Origin of the sequence: Paenibacillus sp. CCS19, from assembly GCF_033239625.1 — a bacterium.
Taxonomy (GTDB): domain Bacteria; phylum Bacillota; class Bacilli; order Paenibacillales; family Paenibacillaceae; genus Paenibacillus_T.
This window is the reverse complement of the sequence record NZ_BTCK01000017.1, coordinates 86,416-105,196: the sequence shown is the minus strand read 5'-3', so window position 1 is coordinate 105,196 and position 18,781 is coordinate 86,416. Positions and strand designations below refer to the sequence as shown.

Annotated in this window: 17 protein-coding genes; 8 read left to right on the top strand and 9 right to left on the bottom strand. The window is 53.1% G+C overall.

Annotated features, from left to right (window positions below):
* Positions 1 to 254: 254 nt before the first annotated feature.
* Both SBI19_RS14055 and SBI19_RS14050 read right to left on the bottom strand, forming a co-directional pair.
* The gene (locus SBI19_RS14055) at positions 255 to 1,073 is read right to left on the bottom strand and encodes a Cof-type HAD-IIB family hydrolase (RefSeq protein ID WP_317969163.1); all 819 of its coding nucleotides are present in this window, start codon (positions 1,071 to 1,073) and stop codon (positions 255 to 257) included.
* A gap of 167 nt (positions 1,074 to 1,240) precedes the next feature.
* Positions 1,241 to 2,320 (bottom strand): hypothetical protein, encoded by a 1,080-nt coding sequence (locus tag SBI19_RS14050; RefSeq protein ID WP_317969161.1) that lies wholly within the window; start codon positions 2,318 to 2,320, stop codon positions 1,241 to 1,243.
* Positions 2,321 to 2,529: 209 nt separating this feature from the next.
* On the opposite strand from SBI19_RS14050, the gene SBI19_RS14045 reads away from it, so the two are divergent.
* Both SBI19_RS14045 and SBI19_RS14040 read left to right on the top strand, forming a co-directional pair.
* A complete protein-coding gene (locus tag SBI19_RS14045; protein WP_317969159.1) occupies positions 2,530 to 3,519 on the top strand; it encodes a Gfo/Idh/MocA family protein in 990 nt (329 codons plus the stop codon).
* A 61-nt stretch (positions 3,520 to 3,580) separates the two neighbouring features.
* The gene (locus tag SBI19_RS14040; protein ID WP_317969157.1) at positions 3,581 to 5,035 is read left to right on the top strand and encodes a S41 family peptidase; all 1,455 of its coding nucleotides are present in this window, start codon (positions 3,581 to 3,583) and stop codon (positions 5,033 to 5,035) included.
* Between the two features lie 97 nt (positions 5,036 to 5,132).
* Here SBI19_RS14040 and SBI19_RS14035 read toward each other — a convergent pair whose 3' ends face one another.
* On the bottom strand, positions 5,133 to 7,028 hold the full coding sequence (locus tag SBI19_RS14035) for an LTA synthase family protein (RefSeq protein WP_317969155.1): 1,896 nt from the start codon (positions 7,026 to 7,028) through the stop codon (positions 5,133 to 5,135).
* Between the two features lie 394 nt (positions 7,029 to 7,422).
* Between SBI19_RS14035 and SBI19_RS14030 the strand changes: the two genes are divergently transcribed.
* Positions 7,423 to 7,929, top strand: coding sequence for a ferritin (locus SBI19_RS14030; protein ID WP_317969153.1), 507 nt, complete (start codon positions 7,423 to 7,425; stop codon positions 7,927 to 7,929).
* 131 nt (positions 7,930 to 8,060) lie between these two features.
* Here SBI19_RS14030 and SBI19_RS14025 read toward each other — a convergent pair whose 3' ends face one another.
* Entirely contained in the window at positions 8,061 to 8,405 is a 345-nt protein-coding gene (locus tag SBI19_RS14025) for a hypothetical protein (protein ID WP_317969151.1), read from the bottom strand.
* A gap of 115 nt (positions 8,406 to 8,520) precedes the next feature.
* Positions 8,521 to 8,736 (bottom strand): hypothetical protein, encoded by a 216-nt coding sequence (locus tag SBI19_RS14020; protein WP_317969149.1) that lies wholly within the window; start codon positions 8,734 to 8,736, stop codon positions 8,521 to 8,523.
* A 155-nt stretch (positions 8,737 to 8,891) separates the two neighbouring features.
* Here SBI19_RS14020 and SBI19_RS14015 point away from each other — a divergent pair, with 155 nt between their 5' ends.
* Both SBI19_RS14015 and SBI19_RS14010 read left to right on the top strand, forming a co-directional pair.
* Positions 8,892 to 9,650 (top strand): GNAT family N-acetyltransferase, encoded by a 759-nt coding sequence (locus tag SBI19_RS14015; RefSeq protein ID WP_317969214.1) that lies wholly within the window; start codon positions 8,892 to 8,894, stop codon positions 9,648 to 9,650.
* A gap of 51 nt (positions 9,651 to 9,701) precedes the next feature.
* Positions 9,702 to 9,932 (top strand): hypothetical protein, encoded by a 231-nt coding sequence (locus tag SBI19_RS14010; protein ID WP_317969147.1) that lies wholly within the window; start codon positions 9,702 to 9,704, stop codon positions 9,930 to 9,932.
* 106 nt (positions 9,933 to 10,038) lie between these two features.
* Here the strand turns inward: SBI19_RS14010 and SBI19_RS14005 are convergent, their stop codons facing one another.
* From SBI19_RS14005 to SBI19_RS13995, 3 genes are all read right to left on the bottom strand, one after another.
* Positions 10,039 to 10,368: a DUF1904 family protein gene (locus SBI19_RS14005; protein ID WP_317969145.1), complete on the bottom strand. Its 330-nt coding sequence runs from the start codon at positions 10,366 to 10,368 to the stop codon at positions 10,039 to 10,041.
* Between the two features lie 119 nt (positions 10,369 to 10,487).
* Positions 10,488 to 12,368, bottom strand: a complete 1,881-nt coding sequence (locus SBI19_RS14000; protein WP_317969143.1) for a prenyltransferase/squalene oxidase repeat-containing protein — start codon at positions 12,366 to 12,368, stop codon at positions 10,488 to 10,490.
* 254 nt (positions 12,369 to 12,622) lie between these two features.
* Entirely contained in the window at positions 12,623 to 13,837 is a 1,215-nt protein-coding gene (locus tag SBI19_RS13995) for a hypothetical protein (RefSeq protein ID WP_317969141.1), read from the bottom strand.
* Between the two features lie 219 nt (positions 13,838 to 14,056).
* Between SBI19_RS13995 and SBI19_RS13990 the strand changes: the two genes are divergently transcribed.
* Complete coding sequence (locus SBI19_RS13990; RefSeq protein WP_317969139.1) at positions 14,057 to 15,187, top strand: hypothetical protein; 1,131 nt, start codon at positions 14,057 to 14,059, stop codon at positions 15,185 to 15,187.
* An 84-nt stretch (positions 15,188 to 15,271) separates the two neighbouring features.
* Here the strand turns inward: SBI19_RS13990 and SBI19_RS13985 are convergent, their stop codons facing one another.
* Positions 15,272 to 16,504, bottom strand: coding sequence for an aminopeptidase (locus SBI19_RS13985; protein WP_317969137.1), 1,233 nt, complete (start codon positions 16,502 to 16,504; stop codon positions 15,272 to 15,274).
* Positions 16,505 to 17,113: 609 nt separating this feature from the next.
* On the opposite strand from SBI19_RS13985, the gene SBI19_RS13980 reads away from it, so the two are divergent.
* Complete coding sequence (locus tag SBI19_RS13980) at positions 17,114 to 17,770, top strand: futalosine hydrolase (protein ID WP_317969135.1); 657 nt, start codon at positions 17,114 to 17,116, stop codon at positions 17,768 to 17,770.
* A gap of 10 nt (positions 17,771 to 17,780) precedes the next feature.
* Positions 17,781 to 18,617 carry a 1,4-dihydroxy-6-naphtoate synthase gene (locus SBI19_RS13975; RefSeq protein WP_317969212.1) on the top strand — a complete coding sequence of 279 codons (837 nt, stop codon included), beginning with the start codon at positions 17,781 to 17,783 and terminating at the stop codon, positions 18,615 to 18,617.
* Positions 18,618 to 18,781 lie beyond the last annotated feature (164 nt).

Sequence of the window (18,781 nt, the reverse complement as noted above, 5' to 3'; positions counted from 1 at the left end):
AGTAAACGATTGTAACCGATTCTAGATGTTAAGTCGAGTGCTCGCAGCATTCGGCTTTTTCTTTACTTGTAGAACGGTCCGATCGAGTCGGAATCCTGCTGCACAGATTGCAACGGAAGCACCTAATATCGGTTGATTCTGTGTATTCCATTGTACGGATTGCAACAGACATTCGGTTGCTGCGTAAAATGTTACGTTGTAGACGACTCGTAAGTGGAGAGAACTGGAACAGCTCTTTCTTGTTGCGTACGAGTTTATGAATGAACTCCTGCAGGCGCAGCGTTCAGTACGAATTTCTCAATGACATGGCGGACGCCTTCTTCATTGTTCGTGAGCGTTACGTAGTTGGCGATTTCCTTCAGCGCCGGGAGCGCATTGCCCATTGCAACACCAAGCCCTGCTTCCACGATCATCTCGCGGTCGTTCCATGCATCGCCGATCGCAATCGCATGTTCAGAGGTGCTGCCGATATGTTCAGCCAGGAAGCGAAGCGCGTGGCCTTTCGTTCCTTCCTTATGCGTGAATTCCAGATAATGCGGCTTCGACTTCGTAATGTGTACACGTTCGCCGATGAGAGGCTTCAGCTCTTCGGCTACCCGGTCGAGCAGATCCGGATCGTCGATAATAAGCATCTTCGTCTGCGGCTCGTTCAGCAGTGCGTCAAAGTCGTCTGCGACGACGTACGGGATTTTGGACAAATTGGAATACATCTTCGCCTTGTCATTATCCTCGCGTACATACAGCACATCATCCACGTACAGCTGCAGATGCAGGCCATGCTTCAGACAGTACTCGTTCAACAGCTTCGCATCATCGGTCGGCACGCTGCGCTCATAGAGCACCTCGCCGTCGATAAGCGTCTTGATGAGTGAACCCTGGTACGTAATGATCGGCACATTCAGGCCAATCTGGTTCGCGATCTTACGTGCAGAGGCATACATGCGGCCTGTGGCCAGCGTAACGAGAACCCCTTGCTCGATGGCGGCAGCCATCGCTTGCTTCGTTCCTTCGGTAACAACCAATTCGTCGTTGAGCAGCGTATCGTCAATATCGATTGCAATGAGTTTATACATAATAGTTAGATTTCTCCCTTGTACGGTTTCCACATAGGTCGTTCCTCTTCGAATGGCCTCGATAGAGGCTTTCTCACGGAGATTGTAGCGCATGTGTTGCGCTTACAGCAATAGGGTTTCTCTGATAGAAGTGGGCCTTCTATAGGAAATGAATGGCGAATTGCAGTCTAGAGCAGTCGTCTACGGAGCGATTCGACGAACGCTGCCGGAGAATCAACTGCAATGTAGATCGCATGAACCTCTTGTGGCTGCATAAGCAAACCTTCGAGCGTCACTGCATTCCGCAGTGTAATTCGTATGTTAGGCGTTACCATCGGTGCAACTGCAGAGCGCTTGCGTTCTTCCTTCGTCGGCTGCAGATCGATTCCGCTGTGTACTCGGTCAATCGCCGAGTAAGGAATAGGGCCATTCAGCCGAAGCCCATACTTTAAGTCAATGCCTTCCTCAGTCAAACGAATGGGCTCGAGCACAGAGCGGCGGCAGTCTGTCCAGAGCAGGGCAATGATCCACAACGAACCCGCTGTCAGAATCCAAGCTGCGTAATCATTAAGCCTAGCGACGAGTATATGAACAACGATACTCTCAATGACAAGCACCTTGGTCAGCATAGCCGAGAACAGAAACAGTGAAGTTTGATGATGATAGGTAAAATGCTCGTCCGCAGCTGCAGCGCTCTGATCGACAATCGATTTACGTTTGCGCCACGAGCCGAACAGGTAATAGAGCACCAATAGATCGTGCCGGATGTAGGCGGCAAGTCTGCCCGAGCTTAACGCTGCGTGCAGCGCGTCGGGGAATGGCCGACCTTCAAGTGTCAGACGCCTGACTGTACGGAATACCGTGATCGCCATTCGAAGCTCCACGGTTAGAAACACCGCCTCGATCGGCAGCAGGAGCATCTCTGCAACAATAACGGCGCCGTGCATGCTGGAAGGGAGTGCGACGAGAACAATAAGGCCGCCGAGCGCAGCAATTGGTAGTACCCGCTGCCAAGCGGACCAGCGCCCATCCTGCTTCCGAATGACAAGGGTATAATAGAGGATCGGCACAAGGATGACATAATCGAAGAAGATCGCGCCAACGAGCCAGCGGCTATCCGCTTCCGATGGCAGCACAGGTACAATTCTGATGAGCAGGAAATCCACTATGTAGATACAAGCCGCAAAAACAAGGAATAACAGCAGGTTTCGGCGTGAACGGACAGAAGCCTGTTTCCATATGGGTTCTGGTGCCTGAGCGGTTGGCATAGGCAAGCAACCTCCTTATTAGAGCTGTCACCTCCAGTATAGGTGGAAATGACTGCAGCAAGCTGTGAACGATTCGTGCACAATTTTTATATCCAACGATTGTCCTTTATAATGAGAATAGCTTTATCGATGTGGCAGAATGATCCATTGGCTTTATCCGGTCATTGAACCGGTTCTTAATTCATGCGGGAGAGGGTTGTGAGCAATTCGTGAAATTACGTTGGGGCGTTATTGGATCTGCTAATATTGCAGTGAATAGTGTTATTCCGGCCATTCAGAAGTCGGAGCGGGGCGAGGTAGACGCAATTGCGAGCCGCGGCATCGAGAAGGCGCAGGAGGCGGCTGCGAAGCTGAACATTCCGAAAGCGTATGGCTCATATGAGGAGCTGCTAGCTGATCCAGATATTGACGCGGTCTACATCCCGCTGCCGAACCATCTCCATAAGGAATGGACGATCAAGGCTGCTGAAGCGGGCAAGCATGTGCTGTGCGAGAAGCCGGCAGCGCTCAATACCGAAGAAGCGATCGAAATGATCGAAGCGTGCAAGAAAGCAGGCGTGCTGTTCGTAGAGGCGTTCATGTACCGTTTGCATCCGCGTGTGGCTCGCGTGAAGGAGCTCCTCGCATCCGGCGAGATCGGCGAGCTGCGTGCCGTTAACGGCAGTTTCACGTTCAATAATGCGGCAGACGCAGGCAATGTACGTTATCGGCAGGAGTGGGGCGGCGGTTCGATCTATGATGTCGGCGTATATCCGCTCACAGCGGCACGCTGGATCATTGACAGAGAGCCGGAGGCGGCTACCGTTCATGCATTCTTCTCGGACGAGCACGGCGGTGTAGATATGCAGGCATCTGGCTTAATCGAATTCGCAGGCGGCGTTGGGATGACGTTCGACTGCGGCATGTGGGCAGCCTATCGCCAAGGTATTGAGATTCTCGGTACGGAAGGCCGAATCGAGATGAAAGGCGCATTCACAGACGCAGATCCTCTCATTGTACATACGAAGGATGGTTCGCGCACGGAAGGTTCGTTCGAAGGCATCAACAACTATACGCTGCAGGCGGACTATTTTGCCCAAGCCGTGTTCGGCGAAGCGCCTTATCCGTACTCAGCTGAGGATGCGATTGCCAACATGAAGCTGGTCGATGCCTGCTTGCAGTCCGCACGTACGCGTACACGTGTTGTTTTGAAAGGTTAAATTGCTGGTACTTCGTTGCAGTATCATCTAGCTCAGATTGAGAAGAAAGCTGGTCAGGCCTATGAAAATATTCGCTTCACAAGCGGCGCGCGAGCGTTTCACGGTCATCTGCCTGTTGGGTGCACTGCTGGCAGGAGCGGCGGGGTTCGCAGGCGGCGTCGTCTGGGTGCGGGAGCGCCATCCGATTATCAAAGAGGCGACGTTCCGAAACTTGTCGGCCTCCTACAATGAAATTATGACAGAGTACTTGAACGGTGCAGAGCCGAAGGCGCTTATTGACGGTGCTGCTGAGGGCATGGTCAAGTCGCTCAACGACAAATACTCGAAGTATCTCATCGGCGATTCCGGTGAAGCTTACGTTCAGAACTACGAGAGCGAGGTTGTCGGCATCGGCATCCAGCTTCGCGAAGAAAACAATGCCTTTATCGTGGACTCCGTCATAAAAGATTCACCTGCTGAGAAAGCGGGCCTCAAGGCAGAAGACACGCTCACGGCCGTCGAGGGTACCTCTGTCACTGGAATCGCCATGGATAAGCTGATCGAGCTTCTCCGCGGGGAGATCGGCACGAAGGTCAGCATTACCGTATCGCGTCCGAAGCTTGCAGAACCGCTTACGGTAACGATGACGCGTGCAGCCATCCCGGTTATGACGGTCACGTACGAGATGAAGCCGGATGGCATCGGTTATGTCGTGATATCAAGGTTCGCACAGAAGACGGCAGAGCAGTTCCGAGATGCAATTGATGACCTTACGAAGCAGGGAATGAAAGGGCTTCTGCTCGACGTCCGCAGCAATCCAGGCGGACTGCTCGTTCCGACCATTACGATTGCGGATCAGCTTATTCCTAAAGGCAAGACGATTCTTCAGGTCGTCTCCAAGGAGGAACGGAGCATCCAGACATACAAGTCGAAGCAGGCAGTAGAATGGAAGCTGCCGATCATCGTACTGACGAATCGTCACTCTGCAAGCGCCGCAGAGGTGCTTACAGCCGCGCTCAAGGAGTCGGCGGGTGCAACTGTCGTCGGCGAAACAACGTACGGCAAAGGCGTCGTGCAGCGCTTCAGCCAGTTTAAGGACTTGTCGGTGCTCAGTCTGACGGAAGCTCAGTGGCGTACGCCAGAGGGCAATTGGATTAACGGCAAAGGCGTCGAGCCCGACGTCAAGGTGTCGCTGCCTTCTTACACAGAGCTAACTGCGCTTCCATCGGGTACGGTCATGAAGCAGGGCGACTACGGTGATTCCGTAAAGACACTGCAGCAGATGCTCACAGCGCTCGGCTATGATCCGGCAGGCGCGTCGGAAGGCGTCTATGACGAGGCGACGAAGTCGGCTGTCATTCGACTGCAGCAAGCAGAAGGAATCGAGCCAGCGAATGGTGAAACGGCTGACAGCACGATGAATAAGCTGATGGAGCTGCTTCGCGAGAAGCTGAAGAAGGAGGATTATCAGCAGCAGAAAGGCACGGAGCTGCTGAAAGGACTTATCGCCTCGGCCTCATCAGCGAGCGGTAAGTAAAAAGACCTCTCTCGAGGCGATATTCGGCATATAAACAAAAACGGCGGTGCAGACTAAATCTGCACCGCCGTTTGCGTGTATGAACGTAATAAAACGATTATTCCATGCCCGATTTCGTAATCAAGGTCGTTGTCGATTTGTCAGGCAGCTGCTTCACATAGCTGTCCGACAGCTGCAGAAGCCGCAGACCGTTCAAGTATTGCTGCTCCGTTGCTTTGTTGTCTTTGTCGTCGATCTCTGCACTGTCCTCAATTCGGTAATCGGTGCCGTCCTCGAAGCCTTTGCCGGTAAGGAACATGCTCGTTTCCGTCACGATGGAGCCAGTCGGCAGGAAGTGCCGCATCGGCAGAACGTTCGAATCATTGTTGAGCAGATCTTGGCCGAAGTGAATCTGATTGTCATACGAGATACCAAGCAGGTTCACAGCTGTAGGTGCGATATCGATCTCGCCGCCCGTTTTCTCGATCGTCGATTGATACGTCACGCCTGGCGCATGAATGACGAGCGGAATTTTGAACATTTCTGTATAGCCATATTCATGTCCGAGCAAATCTTTGAGCATTTCTTTCTCGTTGTTCTTCAACGAATAGAGGGACAAGCCTTGGTGGTCGCCATAGAACATAATGACGCTATCGTCCCACAGGCCGCTAGTCTTCAGACCTTCGAGGAACTTGCCGAGCTCGTAGTCCGCGTAGTTCTGCGCATGGATGTAGTTGCCCACCAGCGTGCCTTCCATCTCTTCCGGAAGCGTCATGTGATACTTCTCTTCTGGAAGATCGAACGGATGGTGCGCGCTCATCGAGATAACCTGTGCGTAGAATGGCTGCTCGCTCTTATCCATCTCAGTCAGCTTCGCCAACGTTTTCTCGTACAGGATGGCGTCTGAAGCACCGAACGCTACATGATCATCGTCACCGAAGAACGCTTGGTCATAATATTTCTCCCAGCCAAGGGAAGGGTACAGCTCTTTGCGGTTCCAGAACTCTACGCTGTTCGTGTGGAACGTTGCCGTTGTATAGCCGTTCGCTTGCAGCAGCTTCGGCAAGCTTGGCAATGCTTTGTCGACATAGTGCTCCGTTGCCGCTTCGTGCTTCGGCACGTACATCGACGTATTCACAACATATTCGGCATCCGACGTCGTACCTTGGCCAACCATTGTATAGAAGTGATCGAAGTGGAACGTTTCTTTGACGAGTTTGTTCATATTCGGCGTCACTTCTTGTCCGTCGATCTTCAGTCCGATCAGGAAGTCTTGGAATGATTCCATCTGAAGAATGATCAGGTTTTTGCCTTTGGCACTGCCATAATATTGCGGGTTCGGCGATGGCGAGACACCTTTGAGCTCATTAATCGCCGCTTGCGTAATTTCCGACTTATCTACGATTTCTTCATCCTCGCTCGTATCGGCGAAGATTGTATAGACCTCATAGTTGAGGATGCCCATTTCTTCCGCTTGCTTGTTCTCGTTCATGCTGGCGCGGTTAGGCCAGATGTTGAAGAGGCATAAGCCTACCGAGAAGACGAAGACGTACGTGAGTACCTTGCGGTTCACAGGCTTCATGGTGGCTGCTTGACGGATCGCCTTGTACTTCGGTCTCAATAAGAGGGCAGTGAGAACGACGATATCAATGAAAATAAGCAGGTAATACGGATCAAGCAACGAGTACGTGCTGTTGCCGACCTTCGTTACCTTGTCTGCCTGAGCAATTGCATGATACGTGACGATAACGCCGTAATACTTGTAGTACATGAGCACGGTAAAGTATAGCAGCGTTAATAATAAGTTCGTTATCATGTAATAAAGCATTTTTCGTTTGCCGGCGAGCCATTCAATGACACAGAACACGGCCCAGAAGAACGGGATCTCCGTAACCAGCGTCATAAGCGACGGACCTTCGTTGAACACGACGAACCATGCGATTACGCTCTTGATCAAGATGAGAATGGTAAAATAAAAAAATCGTTGACGCAGTATTCGATTTAATAAAGCCACTTGTATGCACTCCTTGCTCCTAGAGGTTGTTCAAAAAGTCGGCTTTTGATCACGAAGAGAGTCATGAAGCCTATTCGACGTCGAATCTTGCGTCTCGGTGCTGAAAACCCGACTTTTTGAACACGGACTCTTGCCAAATGTCTATAGTGTATTTTACAACTCCGCGCACCTATGTCAACATTTATAAACTCCCATTCCGGCACGGAATTGTAAGCAAACTAAAAAACTTGGTTAATTAACCTAACTAATATAACCTTTATGAAGCAATGATAACACTTCTCTTCATCTATGAATTTTGTCTGATTTGTGGCGTTTTTCATTGTCGGTTGCTGTTGGCGTATACTATACTAGGTTCAAGCAAGCGCAAGAAAAGATTGGAAGGAGCTGATTTACCGTGAAAGACACATTGGTTGAAGCACTTAATGAGCAGATGAATTTCGAATTCTACTCCGCACACGTCTATCTGGCAATGGCAGCGTATTGTTCTGGAGAGAGCCTTGACGGTTTCGCTAACTTCTTCATCGTACAAGCCGAGGAAGAACGGTTCCACGCGATGAAAATTTATAAGTTTCTTAACGACCGCGGCAAACGCGCGAAGCTGGATGCACTTGGTGCACCAAAGAACGACTACAATTCGATTCTTGAGGCATTTGAGGACGGATACCATCATGAACAGGTTAATACGCAGCGCTTCTATAAGCTGTCCGACCTTGCATGGAACGATCGCGAGCATGCGACCATCGGCTTCCTGAAGTGGTTCATCGATGAGCAAGTCGAAGAAGAAGCGTTGTTCGACAACATTATTCAGAAGCTCAAACGGATCGAGAAAGACAGCAATGCTTTCTATTCAATGGACGAGGCATTCGCCGCACGCAGCTTTACGCCTCCTGCAGGAGAGTAATACGCTCGTCCGACCCCGAAAGTTTCGAACATTTGCAGCGCATTTGAAGCAAATGAAAAAAAGCTGTCCCGCAGGTCATGTAAACATGATCTACGGGGCAGCTTTCTTCATTATGAAGCGATGGACCTCGGTTAAGAGGGAACGCGGCGGGATGCCATCATTCTCGACTTCAGCCCTTGGAGCTGTCGCTTCGTGAGCGGAAGATTCTTCGCGCCCGTCGAATCCGCACCTAGGCATACGCTGTCTTCATTCATTGCAAGCACCTTCAACAGATTAACGTAACAATTCGATGCTACTTCAGCGAAAGTACCTTCCTTCGTCAGCTTGGTTAGCTGCTCACGAGTCATAGGTTTCTTAAGATTGTAGTTGACTCCGTGAAAACTGACGAGACCCTGTCTGTTGACTTTGAAAAATAAAATATCCCGTTCGACCTCAAAGTCATACAAATTACGAACTGAATTCGACGCTACACGCATTCTTCCTCAAGCCCCCTCGTCGGAAGTATTGTCAGCGCTTACATTATACCACGACCGCTGTCTCGCGCAAATAGGGATATCGGGCTATAGACAGAAAAAAGGTGTGGAGCTTTCGCTACACACCCATTTTTCTCCGATGATTCTGCGGTTTCGCATTGTTCTGAGACTTCATTGCGTTAACGCCGGAAGATTGATGCTGCTGTTGGCCGCCGCCTTTGCCTTGCTTCTTCTGTGCGAGAAGCGCCTTCGCCTTCTCCGCTTGCGACATCTTCTTCTCTGCTGCCGTTTCCGCTGCTGCTTCTGTTGTTGGTTCGATAGGTTGTTCGCTCATAGGGGCACTCCTTTGTCAACGTCTTAATAATGGAACATTAGCATGTCTTGAAGCGAAGGTCAAGGGGGACAAAAGGCATCCTTTCCTGGTTGAATATTTATTCACAAGATTGTATAATATATTCATCAAAAGCGCGGAGGATGAGGCAAGTGAAGATGCAATCGAAGGTAGAGCAAATGATGATGAATGCTTGGCCGGCGCTGTATACGGTCGATTATGACGGCTGGAAGGTGTGCTTCACCAGCGGGTTTACGAAACGGGCGAATTCTGTATATCCGCTGCATGACACAACCGGCGGAGAGCTCGATTGGGCGGGCAGGATCGATGCGATCGAGCGGATGTATGCAGAGCAGGGACTGCCTTCGATTTTCAAAATGACCGATGAGCCGCGTCTGTCCCTTCTTGATCAGCAGCTATCGGTCAGCGGGTATGAGAAGGAAGGAGCGACAGCCGTATTAACCTGCTCGCTCGCTAATGTCGCGGAGCCTGCGAAGCAGACGGTTGAGATGACCATGCAGCCAACGGCTAGATGGCTTGCTCGATATGCCGAGATGAGCGGCAGCAGCAAGATGGATATGGCGATCATGCAGCAGATGCTGGCACGGATTGAGAAGCCGGCGTGCTTTGTTATTTTGTACGAGGGAGATCAAGACATCGCTTGCGGTTATGCGGTACTGGAGGACGGATACACCGGATTGTACAGCATCGTAACTTCGCGGGCTTACCGGAACCAAGGATATGGAGAGCAGCTTGTGCTTAACCTGTTGAAGTGGGCGAAGCTGAGCGGCGCGTCGGAAGCTTACCTGGCCGTCGTGCAGGACAATGCACCGGCAGTTCGTCTCTATGGGAAGGTTGGGTTTGTCGAAGCGTATCGTTACTGGTATCGGTTGAAACCTGCCGCAACGATTTCCTGATATTGGCGTATAACCCTTTCATAAGGAAGCCTTGATGAGAGGAGATCCAGGATGAATGGGGAAGCGGCGACTGTGAGTGGAATAGGAATTGGAATTGTGCTGTTCATCGTGTTCATTAGCTTGTTATTCTTCGTTTTTCACATCGTCTCGATCGTGTGGGCTTATCGGGATGCGATTCGCAAGGGGAATGAGCCGTTATTCGCGCTAGGCGTAGCGGCGTTAATATTCTTCTTCCCGATTATCGGGTTGATTGTGTACTTGTTGATTCGTTCGACCAGGTGATTATTTCTGTATGTTGGGCAAAAGAAAGCGGTCCGAGCGGCGCATAAAGCGCCGCTGCGGACCGTTTTTGTCGTTTCGTTAGATAAGGAGGCATCGCCTGTTGTGGCTAGCCGCACGGCTGCCCGTCGATGTAGTAGCTATCCTCACGGTATGTTCGGAATGCAACTTCGATCTCGCTCAAGCCTAGCTTGGCCAGCTGAGCGGTGATGGCCGCGGCGAATCGGCTGCGCGCCTCGCTGCCTCGCTCGAACCAGGCAACCTCTACGAACGGGAATGAACGATCTCCTGTTCCTCCGAATGCGGATGTCGTATGTAAGCAGTCCATCGTGAAATTGTCGGTTCCGCAATCGCATATAACGGCGAGCTCCTCGGCAAGCGTCGCAGCTGCCTCGCGAAGCTGATCGGCGGAAATTCCTCGGAATAGTAAGTGCGGCATTTATGTTGGCTCCTCTCAATAGGGCGGATAGGGCGGCGGCTGAAGAAGAAGCCATTCCGCGCAACCGGAATGGCTTCATTGTAGCATGGATGCCTTAAGTTCGCGGCCTAAAAGTACGCTTATTGGAATTTGTGCCGTAATCTCGCAAGGGTAAGCAGCGGCCAGATCCAGTTGTTGCTCTCATAATGCACATACACCATGCCCGCGAGTCCAGCCCCAGTCGGATAGCGGTTCAACTGCGCAGGCTGCACATCAAGGGTGTGGAGCAGCGCGTCGACGCCGCGCTCGATCTCCTTCGTCGGAGCCGGCAGTGCGGCAATGAGGCCGTCGAGCGCCCACGCCGTCTGTGACGGCGTGCTTGTGCCGAGCGGGATGTAATGGCGCTGCTGGTCGCTGTAGCAGGATTCTCCCCAGCCGCCGTCGGCGTTCTGAACGGAGAGCAGCCAACGGACTCCTCGTGCGATCGCGGGATGATCCGGTTTGACGCCGATCGATGTAAGTCCAAGAATGACCGTGCCGGTGCCATGCGTATAAGTGATACCCCATCGGCCGAACCAGCTGCCATCCTTCTCTTGCTGGGATAATACCCAGCGGGCTGAGCGGTCGATCCACTGCTGCCGGGTCGACATGCCGAGGTCTTCCCCGAGAAAGTGGAGCACGCGGGATGTAAGGTCGGCGTGGGATAAATCATTCACGATTTCGGCTGTGCCGGAATCGTTGAATAGACCGACAGGCAGCGGCTTGCCGTTCCGCTCGAATGCCGGCCAGCCGCCATCGTCGTTGCGCATGGCGACCAGCCAATGAAGCCCTCGGTCCCAGTCGTCTGCTGGAATCGAAGCTGGTCTATGCGGCTGCGTCGTTGACGGGTCTGTCACGAAGGCGCGAAGCGCGGCTGCTGTACTGTCTGTGTCAGGGTAGCGCGTGCTGATGTTCGAGAAGCCCCAGCCGCCCGGCGCGACGTTCGGCGCACGGATAGCCCAGTCGCCATAGCGGGTATGCTGTCGCAGCCGCAGATAGCGGGCTGCACGCTGCATCGTCTCGTGTGACGATGGCAGACCGGCTTTGCCTAGGGCATAAGCGAGCATGCCCGTATCCCATACCGTCGGCGTCGCGATCTGGACCATTGGCGGATCGCCGCACAGCAGCGTGCGGGTGCCACGAATGCCTTCATTCATGATGGGGTCGGATGGCGAGCGGCCAAGGGAGACTAGGGATAGCAGCATGAGTACGGTAGCGGTAGAGTAGGTAAGCAGCGTGCCATCAGGCTCGATTCTCTCGAGCAGGAACGATTCCGCCTGTCGGTACAGGCTGTCATCATCTGGCGATAGCAGTCCGATCAGGGAGCCGAACAAGCCGTTCAACACGGAGATGATGGACGCGTCGTTGTGGAAACGGCGGCTTCCATTGAGGAATAGGTCGGACAGATCCGGCGTATGCGCCGTGCGAAGGGAAAACCGTTTGTTTGCCATCACGATGATCGGGACGAGATGCACGCGGGCATGGCCCGACATCTGGAATAAGGTTGGCAGCGGGCCGTCCTTCGAGAACATGGCATTAAGCGGGATGCGGAACGACTGCGGCCAGTCCGCCTGTCCGGTTACGCAGAGCAGCGATTGCGTGAGAAGCGACTGCACTTTGTTCAAGCCGCCGCGCGCACGAATGAACTGCTTCGCCTGATCGATGACCGGGTCGCCGTCACGGTAATGGCCGGAGGTGAGCAGGGCAAGCAGCGCCTCCGTCGTCGCATCGAGGCTTCCTTCATGCTCGTCAGGGAACAGCTTCCACGAACCCTCGGGCTCGCGGCGGGAGATGATTCGATCGGCTAGCGAGCGGATGAGCGGCTCGTCTCGAACATCGAGCAGCCTTAACGTAACTAACAAATAGCAGTCGCTCATCGTCCCGCAATCGATGCACATCCGCCATGCCCCGTCCGGTGACTGCATGGCTTGCAGCTGCTCGGTCATCCTGGCGATTCGATTGTTTATTGCCTGCCAATCCATTGTTGCCGCCCTCCTGTCCGTTACTCTACTGCACATGTATATGCGGCGCTAGAGATGGAAAGTCGGTGGGATCGAGGGCTGAAGGGGGATGTTTATCTTCTTTGCTCTCCACAACTGCACATTTGCAGGAATTACTCGGTGTCCGCAGAAGCGGATGTTTCTCAAGACAAACAACGAAGCCCCAGACCATTGGTCCGGGGCTTCGTCCTATGTGTCGAGCATTGGTCCACACCAGCGCAACGAGAGCGACTTCGTTACGCAGACGTATCGGTGCTCGCGGAGTTGGAGGCGTTATCCGCTTGATGTCCGCGTTTGTTCTGCTGTTTGCCAGCAGGCATGGAGCTGTTCACAATCTTTTCTGCTATAACAGACAGTTGATCTGCTTGTTTGTCGTATTGCTCTTGCGTGATTGCGCCGCTGCTCAGTTCTGCATCAAGCTTTGCTGTGAGCGCAGCCACAATCGCCTGCTGAACCTTGTCGACGGCAACGCCTTTGCTTGACGCTACGTCAGCGATAGTCTTGCCTGCCGCGAGCGCTGTCTTCAGTTCATCTTCGGTTACGCCGAGCACGGATGCAACGGCCGCCGAATCGTAAGCGGCACGGAATCCGAAGCCGCCGCGGACGCCTTCAAACCCACGACCGTGACCGCCATCCTTGCCAGGGCCGGAGTCGAGAATTCGGTCAGCGATCGCGGACGAATCCCAATCCGGCTGCTTCTTCGTATCCGTCGTTGCTGAGCTATCTGCATCTGCAGCTGGCGCAGCAGGCTTGTGCGCATCCAGCCAAGCGACGAGCTTCGTCTTCAGCGCATCTCGCATCACACCGTGTGCTTCAGCAATCTCTGCAACGGTCTTGCCTGCTTCTTGCTCTTCCTTGAGCTGATCGGCTGTAATGCCGATCAAGCTCGCAAGCTCGTCAGCCGCGATTCTAAATCCGAAACCAACTTTGCTGCCGCCTTTGCCTTTTAAGCCATCGCCTTTGAGGGCAGCGCCTTTAGAGTCGAGCATTTTGTCCGCAATAGCAGCTGCATCCCATGCAGGCTTGTCTTCGTTTGGAGTCGACGATGACGACGAATTCGCCGGCCGTTCGGCTTCAATCCAAGCGACGAGCTGCGCCTTCAGCGTGTCGCGGCTAACATTGAGCGAAGCTGCAATTTCAGCGAGCGTCTGCGTCTGCTGCTTCTCGCGCAGATCAGCCAGACTAAGCTTCAGATAGTCCGCAATCTTGGACTCGATAGCCGACGATTTGAAGCCATGAGCTGCCTGACCTTGACCGCCGCCGCGTTTGCCGAAATTGCCGAACGCTCCTTTGCTCGACTTGCCTTCCTGTTGCGTCGCAGAGGACGTTGCGTCGTCAGAGGCTGCGAATACGCTGCTTGTTGCAGCGACGCCTCCCGTAAGCGTGAGACTGAGAATTAACGCACTGAGCGTCTTTCCGTAGCGACGAATGGTTGCGGAACGAGATTTCATTGTCTACCGCCTTTCGTGTGGAAATAGAGTGACTGGTTAACCAACACAGGAAACGGGTTCATGAACATCCTTAATTTACCCTGTCAATATGAACGGGGGATGAACACAAGCTTTAATCCAGCTTAAAATTCCGGAGATGACTATAATTGTTTTCGACATATAAGCTTTAGGGCTCAGATTATAAGATGAGGAGAGGTCACACCGAAGGGGGCATGGACGTTGCTCGATGTATTCAAGGTCGCTGATGGCTTCATTCGACATATTAAACAAGCCTATGCGGATGATATTGCAATTGCCGCTTATTACGGTTCCTACGCGCAGGGAACGGCAACGAAACGATCGGACCTCGATCTTTTCTTCATTCCAGCAACGGATAGAGGTTATCAGGCAAGCCTGCAATTTATTATCGACGATGTTGGATTTGATTTCTGGCCGATTAGTTGGGAGCGGGCGGAGCGAATGGCATCGTTTCAGGAGCCGACGACGACGATTATTAGCGATTGCAAGCTGCTATACGTTCGTTCCGATGCAGATCTTGCGCGGTTCATGAAGCTGCGTGAGATGACAAGCGCGATGCAAGCGGAAGGGCAAGAGCAGCTTATGATTCAGAAGGCGGAGTCAGAGCTTGAGAAGGTCTATTCCCATATGTACCGAATGACCCGAGACAGCGCCGCAGAGTCGTTAACCGTCATTCGTATCGAAGCGCATAGCGTGCTTACGAAGGCGCTGCAAAGTCTGGCTCTGCTTAACGGTACGTTTTACACCAAGGGGTTCGGCAGGAATACGGAGCAGATCTGTCGTCTGCCGCTTAAGCCAGATCGACTGCTGGGGCTTATGTCGACGATTATGAAGAGTGATTCGAACGCAGAGATGATGCAGGCTTGCGAAGAGCTGGTATCCGCTGCGGGTCAGTTGATATTGGAGCAGAAGGCACGGTACAATACGACGCCTGCCTACGAGACGAGGATGAAAGGCTTCTATGAGGAGCTCAAAGCGGTACTGAACAAAATCATCGCTGCCTGCGAGGCGAACGATTACGATACGGCTTATTTCGCAGCTATTCATGTGCAGGAGGAGATAGCGCACTTTATTGCTTATGCAGAGACTGGGCAATGGCAGAGCAGCTTAGTGAGTACTTCTATCATTCAGCAGGTTTATATCCGGTCAGGGCTTCCCGAGCTGATTGCCTGCCTTAACCCGGATGACTTGGCGCCTTTGCAACGAGCGACGGAACAGCTAAGCTACCGGCTCGAGCAGTTATTGAAAACGAAGGGAGTCGCCATTAACCGATTCAGTGGCATTGAGCAGTTCGAATCGTATCTTAAGAACAAGGAAGAGCATTCTATGTAACAAAAAGGACCTCGACTCCGCAATGCAGGATGCGGAATGGAGGTCCTTCTCTATCAATAAGTCAGGCTAACCGATGTCGTTCACTTAGAACGCCCAGTTTCCGCCGCGGAATACCGGTTCAACAGTGCCGTCGTCGCGGATGCCGTCGATGTCCATCTCGGCCGAGCCGATCATGAAGTCGACGTGCGAGATGCTCGAGTTGACGCCGGCTGCCTCGAGTTCTTCCGGCGACATCGTTTTGCCGCCTTCAACGTTGAAAGCGTAGCCGCTGCCGATTGCAAGATGGTTCGAAGCGTTCTCGTCGAACAACGTGTTGTAGAACAGGATGTTCGAGTTCGAGATCGGCGATTCATGCGGCACAAGCGCCACTTCGCCGAGGTAGTGCGAACCTTCATCCGTATCGACGAGTCCTTGCAGAATGTCCTGCCCTTGTTCGGCTTCCACTTTCACGATGCGGCCATTCTCGAATGTCACCTTGAAGCCGTCGATAATGTTGCCGCCATAGCTGAGCGGCTTCGTGCTCGATACATAACCGTTTACGCCATTGCGATAAGGAGCGGTGAACACTTCTTCCGTCGGCATATTCGCCATGAACGAGACATCGTTCTTGTTCTCGCTGGCTGCGCCGACCCACAGATGTTTCTCCGGCAGTTCGATGGTGAGATCCGTGCCAGGGGCGCGGTAGTGGAGCTTGCGATATTTGCGCTCATTAAGAATATGGACCTTCGCATGCAGGTTCTCGTTGTGTGCCTGCCAAGCGGCGACAGGGTCTGGCGCGTTAAGACGAACGGATTCGAATATCGCCGCCCACAGCTTATCGACCGCTTCTTCCGGCGAAGCGTCGGGGAACACTTTGGCTGCCCATGCTTGGGAAGCGCCAGCGACAACGGTCCAGCTGTTCTGATCGGATTGGATCGCGCGGCGATAATGCTTCAGCCCTTCGCCGGACGATTTCTGGAAAGCTGCGATACGAGCAGGGTCGATGCCTTTCAGAAGGTCCGGGCTTGCAGAGACGATTGCGACGAACGCCGCTCCGCGGTCAACGAACGTATTGCGTTTGAGCTTCTCATATTCAGGATACTCGTTGAACACGTGGTCCGCTGCTTTCTCGTACTTCAGACGAGCGGTAGCATCGTCGGTCCAGTCGATATGGACGTTGGATGCGCCAGCGGCATATGCTTGTACGGCGATCTGTCTGCCGAGCTCTACGAGTTCAATCGAGCAGGTAACGAATAGCTCCTGTCCTTGCTGAATGTTGACGCCGACCTTGACGATCAGCTCCGCGTATTTGTCCAATTGCTGCGATGTAACTGGCATTCGTATTCCTCCTGACATCGGGATCTTTGAGCCCAGCTCAAAGTCACTCCGTTTAATAAGTGGTTTGTATGTATCGTCTAATTGCCGATGGTCTTATTGTAACGCGAATGACGGCAACAAGCGACCTGACCAAGGTCATAATGGTCGTGAACGAGCTTAAGACCTCCTTAGTATATGGTAAAATGCGCTAATCATGCGATAACACCACGATAGCCGCAGTTGGATAGCGGTTGCCACAGAGCTTAATGGTTCGGATATGGCCGTATCGGCATGATAAAGGTTCTGGCCAAGCTTATTCAGGCGAAATAGACGCAAATTGGTCGAAAAATGATGACATACGCTCATCCACAACCATTATCGCTAGAAAACTTCCGATTTGAGAGAGATAAGCACGCTGACAACCGTTGCTGCACATACTTGGCGCCGTCCTCCGACTTTACTCATAGGATAATAATAGTTTGCGATATGTTTATTAGATATCAGTAACTGTGTCAAATAGGGCTAATCCTTGTGGAAGGAACTGGTTGTCTGCCGACGTCGTTTCTTGTCTCATCTCCCGCATTCATGTAAACTCAGCAGTGTAGACACAAGGTAACGGGAGATGGAAGCATGGGCAACAAAATATTAATCGTAACCGCGGTAGAGGCGGAACGAGAGGCCGTATTGCGCGGTCTGGAGGGCGATGAACGATTCGTCGTAATGGCCGGCGGCGTTGGCCCCGCGATCATCGCGGCAAACACAGCGGCTGCTTTGACGAGAGCTGCTGGCAGCTATCGCCTCGTCATCAGCGCTGGCATTGGCGGCGGTTTCGACGGACAAGCCGACATCGGCGATATTGTTGTATCAACGGGCATTACCGCTGCAGATCTCGGTGCCGAGACACCGGATGGCGAGCGGTTTCTTAGCGTGGATGAGTTAGGTTTCGGTTCGGCTCGCGTGGCAGTTGACGAGGCGCTGGCGCATCGTCTGACGGATGCGCTGTCAACGGCTGGCTTCCGCGCCTGTGCAGGACAAGCGTTGACGGTGTCGACGGCAACTGGTTCTGCAGAGCAGGCCGCAAGGCTGGCAGCGCGTGTTCCTGGCGCAGCGTCCGAAGGAATGGAAGGTTACGGTGTCGCGGCTGCGGCTCAACTAGCGGGTATTCCTGTCCTTGAGCTGCGCGCAATTTCGAATCGAGTAGGTCCAAGGGACAAGTCCGCATGGCGAATTGGCGAAGCGCTTGGTGCGTTGGCGCAAGCGGCATCCGTATTGAAGGAGGTAATCTAGTATGACAACAATGAACATTGCGTATTCCCCATGCCCGAACGATACATTCGTGTTCCATGCCTGGGCGCATGGCCTCGTAGAAGGTGCGCCAAGCTTGAATGTAACGTACGCGGATATTGATATTACGAACAAATGGGCAGCGAAAGGCGAAGGGCCCGAGGTGCTCAAAATCTCATACGCCGCGCTCCCGTATGTGCTCGACGAGTATGCATTAATCCCTTGCGGCGGCGCGCTTGGCCGCGGCTGCGGGCCACTCGTGCTGACGAACGGCGGCAGCTCGGACCCGGCCTCGCTCGCAGGCAAGACGGTTGCGGTGCCGAGCGACCGTTCGACCGCTTATATGCTGTTCCGTCTGTGGGCGGCAGACAATATCCCAGGCGGAGGCAGCGGCTTGAACATCATCGTGATGCCGTTCCATGAGATTATGCCGGCGGTGCGCGACGGGAAGATTGATGCGGGTCTCGTCATCCATGAGGCACGGTTTACGTACCAGAACTACGGACTGACGCTAATGCAGGATCTTGGCAGCTGGTGGGAAGCCGACACGGGTCTGCCGATTCCGCTCGGCGCGATTATCGTGAAGCGCTCGCTCGATCGCGATGCCATTACGAAATGGGTACGAGCATCCGTTGAATATGCATGGGCGCACCCGGAGGCATCCCGCGAATACATCATGCGTCACGCGCAAGAAATGTCGCCGGATGTAGCGAAGCAGCACATCGAGCTGTATGTGAACGAGTTTACGCGCGATCTAGGCGAAGACGGCTTCGGCGCGATTCGCGCGCTGCTCGGCCGTGCCGCGGATGAGGGACTCGTGCCGCGCATTGATCCAGAGAAGCTGTTGTAATGTGCAGATCGTTAATGCAATTGACCAAACCTTGCATGACCCCAACGAACAGAAGGGGATGCTGGGTTTGGTCTTTTTTATATATTCTATAGGTCTAACACAATTAACAATATATGCTATATTTGATAGGGGGATTATAGGGGATTGAGCTGTGAATTCAAACG